The organism is Sphingomonas sp. BL-S-25, from assembly GCF_055521555.1.
In genome coordinates, this window is the sequence record NZ_CM145486.1 from 2,744,740 (window position 1) to 2,757,662 (window position 12,923).

Sequence of the window (12,923 nt, forward strand, 5' to 3'; positions counted from 1 at the left end):
TCTGCTGCGTTGCAGCATATGCGCGACGAGGCGAGCCGTCAGGGGCCGCAGACCCACAGACCGCCGAAGCTGCGCTGCCCGCCGTCGGCGCGGTCATAGGTCAGGGTGGCGGGATAGGAGGGCGATTCGACGCCCTTCACCGCCGCTCCGGTCACACGCACGGTCAGCGTCTTGCCCTTCCCGGCGAAACGGGCGCCCTTGGTCATGCCGTCGAACCCGCCCGCGGCGCTGACCGGCTCGACATAGCCGGCGACCTTGACCACGCCCTGCGACCGCTCGCTCGATCCGACATTGCCCTTGGCGAGCAACAGCGGGGTGGGTTGCCCCTTGGCGAAAAAGCCGCAGGCAAGCTCGCCGGAAAGATTGGCGTTCCTCACCTCCTCCTGGGTCAGCGGACTCAGCACGATCTCCGACCCGTCGCCGCCGATCGTCGCGCCGGCGCTGGCATTGGCTTCGCCCGTCTCGGGTGCCACGCTGTTCTCGATGACCGTCGCGGGCGTCGCTGCGGGGGCGGGCGTCGGGCTTTCGATCGCCATCGGGGCGGTTTCGACCGACGCGTTGTTATTCTCGACGGACGGCTGGCTCGAACATCCGGCGAGCGCGAGTGCGCCGATCGCGGCGACCGGCCATATGCGGGCAGCGTGAAATGCTCGGATCATCGAAACTCCTGATTCTGGTTCGGGAGTAGGACCGATAGTGCGCTGGCTTGGTTCCAACTCGGCGGTGTCATTGGCGTTTTCAGGAGTCGATGCGACCGGCCGAGGAACCGCCGAGCGGCTGGCGGGTTACGGTTTTCCGTCGCGAGATCAATCGCTTCGGCTCCAGGATTAAATACAGGATGTCCCGCTATCGTCTTCGGGTCCATGGCCCCTGCAAAATGCCCCGCACGCTTGGCCTCGAGGATTCGGATCTGGTTGCGGCGATGATCCGGGGAAACCGCATGATCGCTCGAATGCTCACGCGGGGCGGTACCGGGCCGGACACGATCCGCGGCCATATCGATGTCGAGGACGAGCAGGAACGGGTTGTCGCCCGGCTGTTATTCTCCGACGTGGCGCGCGGGATCGCCGCCTGATCCTTCCGATTCCGCGCTGACGATTTCCCCGTTGGCGCGCTCATCTTCTTCGGGCATCAGGGCGCGACCTTAGATGCCAGGACATCACGCTTCATGCCTTCCGGATTAGTAGCGCTTCTCGACGATATCGCCGGGATTACCAAGCTTGCGGCTGCCTCGCTCGACGATGTCGGGGCCGCGGCGGGCAAGGCCGGGTCGAAGGCAATCGGGGTGGTGGTCGACGATACCGCGGTCACGCCGCGCTACGTCGTCGGCCTGGCGCCGGAGCGAGAGCTGCCGATCATCGCCCGGATCGCGCTGGGATCGCTGCGCAACAAGCTGCTGATCCTGCTGCCCGCGGCACTGCTGCTCAGCGCCTTCGCGCCCTGGGCGATCACTCCGTTGCTGATGCTCGGCGGTGCCTTCCTGTGCTTTGAAGGCGCTGAGAAATTGCTCGAAGCCTTTGGCGAGCATGCCGAGGAAGAAGCCTCGGCGGTCGAACAGGATCCTGCCGCTATCGAGAAGGAAAAGATCAGCGGCGCGATCCGCACCGACCTGATCCTGTCCGCCGAGATCATGGCGATCGCGCTGGCCGACGTCGCGACATCGCCGATCGTGACCCAGGGGATCGTGCTGGCTTTGGTCGGCATCGGCATCACCATCGGCGTCTATGGCGTCGTCGGCCTGATCGTGAAGATGGACGATATCGGCCTGCACATGGCCCAGCGGCGTAGCGCCGCGACGCGCAGCATCGGTCGCGGGCTGGTCAAGGCGATGCCGAAGCTGATGACTTTCCTGTCGGTGGTCGGCACTGCGGCGATGCTGTGGGTCGGCGGCGGTATCCTGGTTCACGGAATGGACGTGCTGGGCTTTGCCGCACCCGCCCATGTGGTCCATCATGCATCGGACCTGGTCTCGCATGCCACCGGCCCGCTCGGCGGCGTGCTCGGCTGGGTCACCGGGGCGATCCTGTCCGGCCTGCTGGGCCTCGCGGTCGGTGCAGTGATCGCGCTGACACTCCACCGCATCCGCCCGCACTGATCGCCTAGCCGGGATTCGTCTCGGTCTCGCTGCGCCACTGGTCGGCGCAGGCTTGGATCTGCCTGAGCCATTCGGCGCGCAGCCGCGAAGGCTGGCCCGGGATTGGCGTGTCGAGGAACCGGGCCGAGGCGATCCGGTCGAGGCGGAAGGTGCGGAAGTCGCCCCGCAGCTCGCACCAGCCGATCAACACGCGCGACGCGTCGCGATAGCCGATCAGCAGTGGCCAGACCGTACGGGTCGAGCTGCGCTGCGTTTCGTCGACATAGTCGATCTCGATCGTCCGCCCCGCCCGGATCCAGGTGCGCAGCTGCGCCGCGTCGATCCCGTCGCGCGGCCGGTCCCAACTCGGCACGGCACGTGCAGCCGGGTCGAGCAGGAAGGGCTGCATCGTATCGGGCAGCACCGCGAGGATCTTGGCAAGCACGTCGCGCGCGGCACGGGCAAGCACCGGGTCAGCATTGCCCGCCACCCACTGCGCACCGAGCGCGACCGCATCCACTTCGTCCGCGGTCAGCATCAGCGGCGGCAGGTCGAACCCCTGGTCGAGGACATAGCCGATCCCCGCCTCGCCGCGGATCGGCACGCGCTGCCCGATCAGGGCGGCGATGTCGCGATAGACCGACCGCTTCGACGTCTCGAGCTCCTCGGCGATCGCGTCGGCAGTCACCGGGCGCGACGAGCGCCGCAGGATCTGGACGATCTGGAACAGGCGATCCGCTTTCCTCATTCCCGCTCCCTACTGACACGCTGCTGACACCATGCTGTCAGCAGCGTGTCAGTAGGACGGCCTCGGGACAAGATCGAGGAGGACGACGATGCTGAATAGCTATCATGGAAGCTGCCACTGCGGCGCGGTGACCTTCGAGGCGGAGATCGATTTCGACGCGGGGACGGGCAAGTGCAACTGCTCGATCTGCACGAAGCGTCGTGCCTGGAACGTGCTGCTGAAGCCCGAGCAATTCCGCCTGCTGAGCGGCGAGAGCTCGATGAGCGACTATCAGTTCGCCACGAAGAGCGGCCATCACCGTTTCTGCACCACTTGCGGTTGTGCGCCGTTCGGCGACGGGAACGTCCCCGAGATTGGGGGGGCCTTCGTCTCGGTGGCGGTGATGTGCCTCGACGATGTGCCGCTCGACGTGCTGGAGGCCACGCCGATCCGCTATGGCGATGGTCGGCACGACAGCTGGTGGACCGAGCCGGCGGAGAAGGCGATCCTGTAGCGATCGCGTGCCGGGACGTTGCCAGCATGGCATGTGCGGTGCCAAGGACGCCGGATCAAACGCAACTATGAGGTCCGCCGCCCGTGAAGCTCAGATCGCTGCTGTTCGTCCCCGGCGACCGCCCGGACCGTTTTGCCAAGGCTGCGGCGAGCGGTGCGGATGCGCTGATTCTCGACCTGGAGGATTCGGTCGCGCCGGAGAAAAAGGCGGACGCGCGCGCTGCGGTTGCCGACTGGCTTGGTACAGATCGCGGCGTACCCTGTTTCATTCGCATCAACCCGCTGGATGGCGACCACAGCGATGCGGATCTTGCCGCGGTGCTGCCTGCCGCGCCGGACGGGATCGTCCTGCCCAAGGCCGAAGGGGCGGCCTCGATACGGCAACTCGTAGAGCGAGCGGGGGGCGGCTGTCCGCCGATCCTGCCGATTGCGACCGAGACGGCGGCGGCAATCTTCGAGCTGGGAAGCTTTCGTCAGGTCGGTGCCCTGCTTGCGGGGCTGACCTGGGGGGCCGAGGACCTGCCCGCCGCGATCGGCGCGGCCACATCGCGGGAGGCGGATGGCGGCTATACCGATCCCTATCGCATGGTGCGTGGCTTGGTCCTGTTCGGTGCGCATGCCGCAGGCGTGGCGGCGATCGAGACGGTCTACCCCAACATTGCCGATGGCGACGGGCTGGCGGCCTATGTCGCGCGCGCGCGCCGTGACGGCTTTACCGGGATGATGGCGATTCACCCCACACAGGTCGCGGCGATCAACGATGGCTTCACTCCCAGCGCGGGAGAGATCGAGCATGCCCGGGCCATCGTCGATGCGTTCGCAGCGAATCCCGGCGCGGGCGCGCTCAAGCTGGACGGCAAGATGATCGACCGCCCGCATCTGAAACAGGCACAGGCCGTGCTCGCCCGCGCCGGCCATTCCGGCTGATCGCAACCGCACGAGCGGCTAGCGGTCGCGCCCGCCGAACGTCACCAGGCTTTCCGCACCCGACGCGGAAAGGGCAGACACGCCGACGAAATTATCGTCCACGACCACACCTTTCAGGACGGTCTCGGTGCCGGCCACGTCGACATGGCCGGCCCAGTCCTGCTTGTCGTTGCGGCGCCAGTGTACGCGGTATTTGGTTGCGCCCGGAACCGCAGGCCATTTGACCGTCGTGTCGGTCGATAATGCCCCGACCAAAGTGACCTTCGACGGCGCATCGGGCGCGCCGGCCAGGCGGCGGATCGTCGCGACGTTGATCGCGGTCACCTTCGCCAGATAGGGGAAGTCCATCCGGTCGATCGTGTCGCCATAGACGCGCGTGCCGTCGGTGCGCAGGTCCTGATGCTGGGCGTCGTAATTCTCGACCCCTACCGAGAAGCGCACCGCGGGGTAACCGAGATTGAGGAACGGCGTGTGGTCGCCGCCGCGCCCGAACCGGTCGGGCCGGCGATCGAGAAAGACGTCCAGCCCGCCGGGGATGGTGCCGGCGACGCCGTCGATCGCCTTGGCCAGTGCGCGCGACGGGCCGTCATCCTCACCGCCATCGGCGCGGCGCACCAGCTGTGCGTCGAGTGGTTCCGATGCGCGGATGCCTTCGGAAAAGACGCGGACGCGGTCGGCGACGCGGGTGCCGTCCTGGCCGACCGTGTTGCCGACGATGTCGTTGTTCAGCACCGCGACGACGGTCCAGCCCTTTTCCTTTGCGGTCTCGGCCAGCAACTGGCCGCCCCACAGGCCCTGCTCCTCGCCCGACAACACCGCATAGACGATGGTGGCATCGAACTTCTCCTTCGACAGGATCCGCGCGCTTTCCAGCACCAGCGCGACGCCCGAGGCATCGTCATTGGCGCCCGGCGCATCGGAGGTGATGTCCATCACATCGGTCACGCGGCTGTCGATATGACCCATGACGATCACGACCCGCTTGGGATCGCGACCCTTCTGGAAGCCGAGTACGTCGACGACATTGACCCCGTTCGGCGCGCGCGGACCGGTGAAGCCGCGGGCGATATTGGCAACTTCGATACAGTCGCATGCATCGCCGATCCGGCTGAGCTCCGCCATCGCCCAGCGGCGTGCCGCGCCGATGCCGCGCGTCGGATGGTCGGGGTCGGACAAGGTGTGGCGGGTGCCGAAGCTGACCAGCTTGGCGACATCGGCCTTGAGCCGCTCGGGTGATGGCTTCTCCTGCGCCATCGCGGGGGTGGCGAGAAGGGCGAGGGGGAGCAGGGTGAGGATGCGCATCCGGCGGAACGTGACCGCCATGGGCGCGCGGGTCAATCGCCGAGCGGCCTGGAAGAAGTGGTAAGAGATAGAAATAGCGCTGAAATCGCGCGCAGATCCTCCTGTTCGAGGATGCTGGCCCGATTGCTAGCCCAGCGGTCCCAGGCCGGCCGCCCTCATGCGATTTCCTGCGCAGTAGGACATGACGATCGCCGCCCATCCCACGGCATGGAGTCCGGCGAGGCTGTCGGCGGCAACGCCGAAGCCGATCACGGCGAGAGCGATCGGAGAAAGCCTCACCGCCTCCTCGAGCGTAACGAGGCGATCGGGGACCGTGCGGTTGGACAGATAGGCGAGGCAGCCGAGGGCGATGGCGGAGAGGCTGGTCGCAAGGTCCGGTGATCTCGCGATGGCGATCAGTGCGAGTGCTGCATAGGTCAGGCCGAAGTGTGCTTGAAGCGTACGAACTCGTAACCTTGTCGGCATGCTCGCCTCCATCGGATGAGCAGTTGTACGAGCGTGGCCGCTAGGCGGCAATGCGGGCCATATACCGACGGCTTGCTAGTGCTGCTGAAGGAAGCTCACGACTTCCTCCAGCCCGGATGGACTATCCTCCCAGAAAGGAGGCAGCCTGTGCGGAAAGCGCTGGCGCAGGTCTTCGAGGACAGGGGCTGCGGCCGGCTCGCCCAGACGCCGCAACCAGTTTGCCAAGGGCATTCCGCTCAGCGCGGCACCGCATAACACGGCCTCGGCGTCGGTGCTCCCAATCTCGCCTTGATGAGCCGCCGACAGGTCCGTCGCCAGTGCATGATCGAACCAGGCGTCGATAAACGCCTCGGCCGCCTCCTGCTCGGCAGACGGCCAGGACCGCCAGCGTGCAAGGCTGAGCTTGCCGAGCACGACCTCTGGGTCGAGCATATTTCCCGGGTCGTAAATCGAGACCTCGAGAATGCGCGGCAGCAGGTAGCGGAAATCGGCCTCGCCGCCGACGGTCAGGAACGCGCCAGACACATAGGGCCATAAAGTCGTGCCACTCAATTCCCGCAGGGGCGTGCGAAGCAGCGCGTCGGTGTTCCGCTTGCGAATGCAGCACGGGCAACCCTCGATCGCCTTCGGAACAGGGCGATCGAATACGCGATAGACCTTCTCGAGTGCAGTGCGGACCCGCGCGAGCGTCGCGGGCGAGGGGGCGGGGCTCATGCGCTGACGGTGGCGGCGCGTGACGATAAGCAAGGGCGGACCGGTCAACTCCGGCGCTGCCGGATCTAGAGACGCATGCCGAGCCAGATGACCGCTTCGGTCGCCTGCGTCACGAGCGGGTCGATCACTCTGGCCCAGAGCGTGGTTCGATCGACGCGTTCCGCCGATCGGTCGTAATGATCCTGTTCGTCGACGAGGATGTGACGGAGCGTCGCCGCTGCACGGTCATCCACGCCTTCCAGCGCGCGCACCTGCTCGTGCATGTGGCGCAGCACGACGCGTTCGATCGCGACGGTCGTTGCGGCGATCGCCTGGCGGCCGGCCAGCCCGGTAAGGATGCCGAGGACGAAGCCGCCGGCGGCGCATAGTGTGAAACTGCGGCAGTGGGGACGTCCGCGGCGGAGCAATTCCGCTTCGAACAACGCCCGGTGCGCGCGCTCGTGCGAGAGGAACTCGTCGAGTTCGGCGACCATCTCGGGCGCCCGCCAGCGTGCGGCCCAGCGTTGCGCGCGGTAGACGCACACCGCGCCATGCTCGCCGGCATGATCCACCTTCATGATTCGGTCGCCGAGCGTTTCTCCCTGTGCAAGGCGTGCGACCATGAGCATGTCCGACTGTCTCATGGTCCGGGGGGCGTGAGCAACAATGCGTTCAGCTTGCGGACAGTTGGCGGTGCCGATTGGCGGAGTGCGAGCCCGTCCGGGCTGCAGCGTGTGCGTTCGACTTTCGGGTGGCGCAGCTGATCTTCGAATGGAGAGTGATGGGGTGACGATCCGGTTCGATCGACTTGCTTTAATGGTGCTGACGCTTGCGATGATTGGGGGGCAGGCACTGGCGCAATCCACGCCCGGTCCGACCTATGTCGCGCCCATGCGCTCGGTCCCCCAGCCGGTCGATCGCGCATTTCGCGGGGTGATCGAGCTTCATGTCGATGCGACCGATGTCGAGCGGCGGATCTTCACTGTGCGTCAGCGAATCCCCGTCGGGAAGGGTGGCGCGGTGACCTTGCTCTATCCCCGGTGGGAACCTGCGAGTCACGGGCCGAGCCTGGCCGTCACCGACCTGGCTGGGTTGACGGTCGAGGCGGCGGGTCGGCGGATCGCATGGCGGCGCGACCCTTATGAGCCGCATGCCTTTCATCTGGACGTGCCTTCCGGCACGAGCGCCATCGATGTGCGCTTCCAGATGGTGGCGGGTGGCGACCTGTTGACGGCAGATATCGTAAGCGTGCCGTGGCAGCGGCTGATCCTGTACCCGGCGGGCTGGTACGCGCGGAACATCCCGGTCGCGGCGACGCTGAGCCTGCCCGGTGGCCTGCGTCCCTTCACTGCGCTTCAGGTCGAACGGACCGAGGGGGCGACGCTGCGTTTCGGCAGGGCGACGCTGGAAACCTTGCTCGATACCCCCGTGCTGGCCGGTCGATATGCGGCGCAGGTGCCGCTGACCGCGCCCGGTCGCGGTGCAGTGTCACTCGATATCGTTGCGATGCGACCCGAGGACCTTGCCGTCCCGGCGGCCCGCCTTGCGGAACTGCGTGCGCTGATCGTCCAGATGCGGGCGGTCTTCGGGGCGACGCCGTTCGAGCGCTACGCGATCCTTGCGCGGCTGAGCGACGATGGGTCGACGGGCGGGACCGAGCATCGCAGCTCGAGCGAGAATGGGCTGGCATCGTCGCATTTCCGCGACTGGCCGGGGCAGATCCTGTTCCGTGACCTGATCGCGCATGAGATCGTCCATGCATGGAACGGCTTCTATCGGACCCCGGCCGACCTGTGGGCGCCGACACCGAACGTCCCGGTCTCGGGCAGCCTGTTGTGGATGTACGAAGGACAGACCGAATTCTGGGGACGGGTGCTCGCGACGCGGGCGGGCCAGTTCACGCCGGCCGAGCTGCGCGACCGGCTGGCGATCGAGGCGGCGGAGATCGCCAACCGCCCGGGGCGGGCCTGGCGATCCTTGTCCGACGACGTCAACTATCCCGCCTTCATGCTGCGCCAGGCCGTGCCGTGGCGCGACTGGCAGCGTCGCCGGGATTATTATTCGGAAGGCGTGATGCTGTGGCTGGCGGTCGATGCCGAGTTGCGCGAACGCAGCGGCGGGCGGCGCAGCATCGACGATTTTGCGCGGCTGTTCTTTGCCGGCGCGGCACCCGGTGCGCCGACGCGGACGTACAGGTTCGAGGACATTGCGCGCACGCTGGGCCAGGTCGCGCCGGCGGACTGGGAGCGGATCCTGCGGGACTGGATCGATGCGCATGACGAACTCGACACGACCCGCGGGCTGTAGCGGCACGGCTGGCGCTTGGTGTTTACCGACACGCCGACACCCGCCTTTCTGGCCAATGAAGCGGAGAGCGGGGGCACCGATCTGACCTATTCGCTCGGCCTGACGGTGCGCGATAACGGCGCGGTGCTGGCGGTGGCGTGGGAAGGGCCGGCCTTTCGCGCGGGCATGCGCGCCGGAATCCGAATCGTCGCGGTCAACGGCGCGCCGTATCGCCGTGATGCGCTGCTGGCGGCGGTTCGCAGCTCCGTCAGTCAACCGACCACGCTGACGATCGAGCGCGACGGTCGGCGATCGGATGTCGCGGTGAGTTATGTCGGGCCGCTGCGCTATCCCCGGCTCGAGCGGATCCCGGGCCGTTCCGACACGCTTGCGGCGCTGCTCGCGCCCCGCTGAGCGCGTGGCAACTCGAGCCAGCGATTGGATTTGACACCACGTTAGCTAGCTGACATTATTGTCAGATGGCTAACAATAAACCTGCCTCTGATCCTGCGTTGGTGTCCGTCTGGGTCAAGCGCTGCTTCTTTGCTGCGCGGACACTGATGGACGATGCGCTTCGGCCTCACGGCATTGGCGCAACGCAGTGGTATGTCCTGCACCAGTTGGCGACGGAAGGGCCGACCATGCAGCGCGAGTTGGGGCGGATGCTCCAGATCGAACGTGCGACCGTCAGCATCGTCATTTCGGCACTCGTCCGGAAGGATCTGGTCGAGCAGGTGCAGGATGCGACCGACCAGCGGCAGAAGCTGCTGCGCCTGACCCCCGCGGGTTCGGCGCTGTGGGACGAGCTGCCCGACCTTCGCTTCATCCAGGGTGCCGCCTTCGACGGCTTTTCGGGTGACGAGATCGCGACGGTGATCCGGGTCCTCGGGGCGGCGACCGAGCGGCTCGTGCAACAATCGAAAGGAGGCACGACATGACCATTCTCCTGACGGGCGTGACCGGATTGGTTGGCGAGCGGCTCGTGCCGCGCCTCGTCGCGGCGGGTTTCGACTGCCGGGTCCTGGTTCGACCGGGCAAGGCGGTGCCGGCGGGGGTGCAGGTGGTGGAAGGCGATCTGTTCGATCCCGCGTCGCTGGCGCGCGCGGTGGGGGGCGTGTCCGCCATCGTCCATCTCGCCGCGGCCTTTCGCACCCGCGACACCGACCTGATCTGGAAAACCAATCTGGAGGGGACGCAGCAGCTCGTCGCGGCGGCACAGGCGTCGGCCCCCGCCGCGCGCTTCATCCTGGCCAGCACGTCGAACGTATACGATCGGCAGGCTCCCCACCCGAGCCGGGAAGACGATCCTGTCGCGCCGGAACTTGCCTATCCCGCCAGCAAGGTGGCGGCGGAAGGCGTCGTGCGCGACAGCGGCCTGAACTGGGCGGTACTACGCTTCCCGTTCGTCTATGGTGACGGGGACGGCCATCTCGAAATGGTGCCGGAGCATCTCGACGCGTTCGGGTTTCACCCGGCCCATCGCATGAGCACGATCCATCATCGGGATATCGCAACGGCGATGACGCTGGCGCTCGACGGGGCGTTCGACGGCCGGGTCGTCAATATCGCCGACGAGGCACCGACGACCATCTATGAACTGGTTGGGCTGGCCGGTGCGACGATGGCGCCGTCGGCCGAGCCGCTAAGCGATCCATGGTATCTGCATGTCGACGCGTCGCTGGCACGCAGCCTGGGGTTTCAGGCCGAGGTCCGCACGGTCCTGCAGGCGGCGCAGCAAGAACTCTTGTGACGTCCTGATGTGTCAGTAGCGATGCCCGGGCCGATGCGATTACCGCCGCATCGGCCCGGCAGGGCTCAGAAGCGGAAGCCCAGGGTCGCCATCACGTTGCGCGGCGCAGCCATGAAACAGTCGCCGCGGGCGAGACAGGAAGCAAAGGCGCGGTCGTCGAGCAGGTTGGTGGCGTTGATCGCCAGCCGCCACTTGTCCCAGGTGATTTCCGCCAGTGCATCGACCGTGGTCCGCTCGGGCGTGACGATGGTGTAGAGCGTCCCGGGCGTGATCGCCGGGTTGAGGCCATAAGGGTCGATCGGCCCGGTCGACTTGCTCTCGCCGCTATAGACGAGGCCCGCGCCGAGTCGCAGCTGCGGGCCGCCGGCATTGCCGAAGGTCTTGGTCGACCAGATCGATGCGGTATGGCGCGGCATGTAATCGAGGCTGGTGTTCACCTCGGAATCGAGCTCGCTATAGCCGTAATTGACCAGCAGCTCGAAATTGCCGGGCAGGACATGGCTGGCCTCGAACTCGATCCCCTTGGTGGTCAGCTCGCCCGACTGGGTCGTGACGTTGTTGGCAAGATAGAGGACGCGGTTGCTTTCCTTGATGTGGAAGCCGGTCACGGTGACCAGGGTCCGCGGACCGGGCTGCCACTTCACGCCCGCTTCGTACTGCGTGCCGGTCTGCGGCTTGAAGGGGTCGGTCGGGACGCCGCCTGGGCCGGTCAGTCGGCCGGCGATCGGCAGGAAGCTTTCGGTGTAGCTGAAGAAGGGCGAGAAGCCCGCGCCGACCTCACCGATGATGCCGGCGCGGAAGGTGGTGGCGTTGTCGGTCTGGCCCGACGAGTTGGTGACATGGTCGCGGCGGGCGCCGAGGATCACCGAGATGCGATCGAAGAAGCGGATCTGGTCCTGGACATAGACGCCCAGCTGCTTCTGCGAAACATAGGCGAACGGGCCGCTGGGGTCGTAGCTCTTCAGCGACGCGTAATCGATGTCGTATAGGTCGACCGTTTCCAGCGTGGTCGCCGCATAGCGCTTGCCAACCTTGTTCCAGCTATAGTCGAGGCCAACCAGCAGCTTGTGCTCGACCGCCGCGCCGGTGTTGAAGCTGAACTCGACATTATTGTCGGTCGAGAAGACGTTCATCCGGGCATCGCTGGCGTCGGCATAGAGGCCGATGGTGCGGCCGTCGGTGCCATAGACCGCGAACGGGTTGGTCGGGTTGGTATAGCTGTCGGCATAGTGGGTGAAATATTCGAGGTCGCTGTCGATGTACCGCGCCTTCAGGCTGACGCGGATATTGTCGGAGAAGCGATGCGTCAGCGTGCCGCCGCCCTGGAGCGAGCGGCCGTTATACCGGTCCCAGCCCGCCTTGCCGACAAAGGTATAGGGATCGAGTTGCGCGCCCGGATTGCCGGGGTTCGGCAGGAAGGTCCCGACGATCGGCAGGAATTGCGAGGTCGAGCCGGTATTGTCCTTCTGATAGAGGCCGGTGAGGACGATGTCGGTGCTCGCGGTCGGCTGCCAGCGGATCGACGGGGCGAACATCACGCGGTCGTCCGGCACGTGATCGACATAGGTGTCGGCGTCGCGCACCCGGGCAACGGCGCGGATCGCCAGCGTGTCGCTCAGCGCGATGTTGACGTCGCCCAGCGCTTCCTTGCGATCATAGCTGCCATAGACGAGGTTCACCTCGCCGCCGGTGCGGAACTCGGGCGTCTTGGACACGAGGTTGACGAGACCGCCGATCGAGCCCTGGCCGAACAGCACTGATGCCGGGCCGCGCACGATCTCGACCCGCGAGAAATTATAGGGGTCGGACGGGATGCTGGCATAATAGGAAAAGATGTCGCGCATGCCGTCGCGGAATTGCAGCGCGCTGATGCCGCGGACGTTGAACCCGTCGACTCGCGTATCGCGGCCATAGGGGTTGGCCAGCACGCCGGCGGCGTATTTCACCGTATCGCTGATGTTGATCGCGCCCTGCGACAGATATGTTTCCGACGGGATGATCGTCAGCGGCTGAGGCAGCTCGATCAGCGGGGTCTCGGTCTTGGTGCCGGCATTGGCGCCGGTCACTACGATCTCGTTGTCGGCGGAGACTGGCTCCTCTTCCTGCGCCCAGGCCGCCTGGCTTGCCAGCACGGTCGCCAGTCCGGCCGCAACGATCAACTTCCCCATGAGTCCGCCCTTCACATC

15 protein-coding genes are annotated in these 12,923 nt (G+C 66.4%); 8 read left to right on the forward strand and 7 right to left on the reverse strand.

Annotated elements, in window-relative coordinates; translation table 11 throughout:
- Positions 1 to 38: 38 nt before the first annotated feature.
- The gene (locus ACZ1H8_RS13060) at positions 39 to 659 is read right to left on the reverse strand and encodes a hypothetical protein (RefSeq protein WP_465177616.1); all 621 of its coding nucleotides are present in this window, start codon (positions 657 to 659) and stop codon (positions 39 to 41) included.
- A 218-nt stretch (positions 660 to 877) separates the two neighbouring features.
- On the opposite strand from ACZ1H8_RS13060, the gene ACZ1H8_RS13065 reads away from it, so the two are divergent.
- Together ACZ1H8_RS13065 and ACZ1H8_RS13070 are read left to right on the forward strand one after the other, a co-directional pair.
- Complete coding sequence (locus ACZ1H8_RS13065; protein ID WP_465177617.1) at positions 878 to 1,075, forward strand: hypothetical protein; 198 nt, start codon at positions 878 to 880, stop codon at positions 1,073 to 1,075.
- A gap of 93 nt (positions 1,076 to 1,168) precedes the next feature.
- On the forward strand, positions 1,169 to 2,095 hold the full coding sequence (locus tag ACZ1H8_RS13070; protein WP_465177618.1) for a DUF808 domain-containing protein: 927 nt from the start codon (positions 1,169 to 1,171) through the stop codon (positions 2,093 to 2,095).
- 4 nt (positions 2,096 to 2,099) lie between these two features.
- On the opposite strand, the gene ACZ1H8_RS13075 is transcribed toward ACZ1H8_RS13070, so the two are convergent.
- Positions 2,100 to 2,822, reverse strand: a complete 723-nt coding sequence (locus tag ACZ1H8_RS13075) for a helix-turn-helix transcriptional regulator (RefSeq protein WP_465177619.1) — start codon at positions 2,820 to 2,822, stop codon at positions 2,100 to 2,102.
- An 88-nt stretch (positions 2,823 to 2,910) separates the two neighbouring features.
- Between ACZ1H8_RS13075 and ACZ1H8_RS13080 the strand changes: the two genes are divergently transcribed.
- Positions 2,911 to 3,315: a GFA family protein gene (locus tag ACZ1H8_RS13080; RefSeq protein WP_465177620.1), complete on the forward strand. Its 405-nt coding sequence runs from the start codon at positions 2,911 to 2,913 to the stop codon at positions 3,313 to 3,315.
- 83 nt (positions 3,316 to 3,398) lie between these two features.
- Positions 3,399 to 4,241 (forward strand): HpcH/HpaI aldolase/citrate lyase family protein, encoded by an 843-nt coding sequence (locus tag ACZ1H8_RS13085; RefSeq protein ID WP_465177621.1) that lies wholly within the window; start codon positions 3,399 to 3,401, stop codon positions 4,239 to 4,241.
- Positions 4,242 to 4,259: 18 nt separating this feature from the next.
- On the opposite strand, the gene ACZ1H8_RS13090 is transcribed toward ACZ1H8_RS13085, so the two are convergent.
- The 4 genes from ACZ1H8_RS13090 to ACZ1H8_RS13105 form a co-directional block, all read right to left on the reverse strand.
- On the reverse strand, positions 4,260 to 5,543 hold the full coding sequence (locus ACZ1H8_RS13090) for a M28 family peptidase (RefSeq protein WP_465181396.1): 1,284 nt from the start codon (positions 5,541 to 5,543) through the stop codon (positions 4,260 to 4,262).
- Positions 5,544 to 5,669: 126 nt separating this feature from the next.
- Positions 5,670 to 6,020 carry a hypothetical protein gene (locus tag ACZ1H8_RS13095; RefSeq protein ID WP_465177622.1) on the reverse strand — a complete coding sequence of 117 codons (351 nt, stop codon included), beginning with the start codon at positions 6,018 to 6,020 and terminating at the stop codon, positions 5,670 to 5,672.
- A 63-nt stretch (positions 6,021 to 6,083) separates the two neighbouring features.
- Positions 6,084 to 6,755, reverse strand: coding sequence for a hypothetical protein (locus ACZ1H8_RS13100; protein ID WP_465177623.1), 672 nt, complete (start codon positions 6,753 to 6,755; stop codon positions 6,084 to 6,086).
- A gap of 32 nt (positions 6,756 to 6,787) precedes the next feature.
- The gene (locus ACZ1H8_RS13105; RefSeq protein WP_465177624.1) at positions 6,788 to 7,330 is read right to left on the reverse strand and encodes a demethoxyubiquinone hydroxylase family protein; all 543 of its coding nucleotides are present in this window, start codon (positions 7,328 to 7,330) and stop codon (positions 6,788 to 6,790) included.
- Between the two features lie 187 nt (positions 7,331 to 7,517).
- Here ACZ1H8_RS13105 and ACZ1H8_RS13110 point away from each other — a divergent pair, with 187 nt between their 5' ends.
- From ACZ1H8_RS13110 to ACZ1H8_RS13125, 4 genes are all read left to right on the forward strand, one after another.
- Positions 7,518 to 9,008 (forward strand): M61 family metallopeptidase, encoded by a 1,491-nt coding sequence (locus tag ACZ1H8_RS13110; protein ID WP_465177625.1) that lies wholly within the window; start codon positions 7,518 to 7,520, stop codon positions 9,006 to 9,008.
- An 18-nt stretch (positions 9,009 to 9,026) separates the two neighbouring features.
- The gene (locus ACZ1H8_RS13115; protein ID WP_465177626.1) at positions 9,027 to 9,401 is read left to right on the forward strand and encodes a hypothetical protein; all 375 of its coding nucleotides are present in this window, start codon (positions 9,027 to 9,029) and stop codon (positions 9,399 to 9,401) included.
- Positions 9,402 to 9,502: 101 nt separating this feature from the next.
- Entirely contained in the window at positions 9,503 to 9,925 is a 423-nt protein-coding gene (locus ACZ1H8_RS13120; RefSeq protein ID WP_465177627.1) for a MarR family winged helix-turn-helix transcriptional regulator, read from the forward strand.
- Complete coding sequence (locus ACZ1H8_RS13125) at positions 9,922 to 10,737, forward strand: NAD-dependent epimerase/dehydratase family protein (protein ID WP_465177628.1); 816 nt, start codon at positions 9,922 to 9,924, stop codon at positions 10,735 to 10,737. Before ACZ1H8_RS13120 ends, ACZ1H8_RS13125 begins: the two co-directional genes overlap by 4 nt.
- A 65-nt stretch (positions 10,738 to 10,802) precedes the next feature.
- Here the strand turns inward: ACZ1H8_RS13125 and ACZ1H8_RS13130 are convergent, their stop codons facing one another.
- The gene (locus ACZ1H8_RS13130; RefSeq protein WP_465177629.1) at positions 10,803 to 12,905 is read right to left on the reverse strand and encodes a TonB-dependent siderophore receptor; all 2,103 of its coding nucleotides are present in this window, start codon (positions 12,903 to 12,905) and stop codon (positions 10,803 to 10,805) included.
- Positions 12,906 to 12,923: the final 18 nt, after the last annotated feature.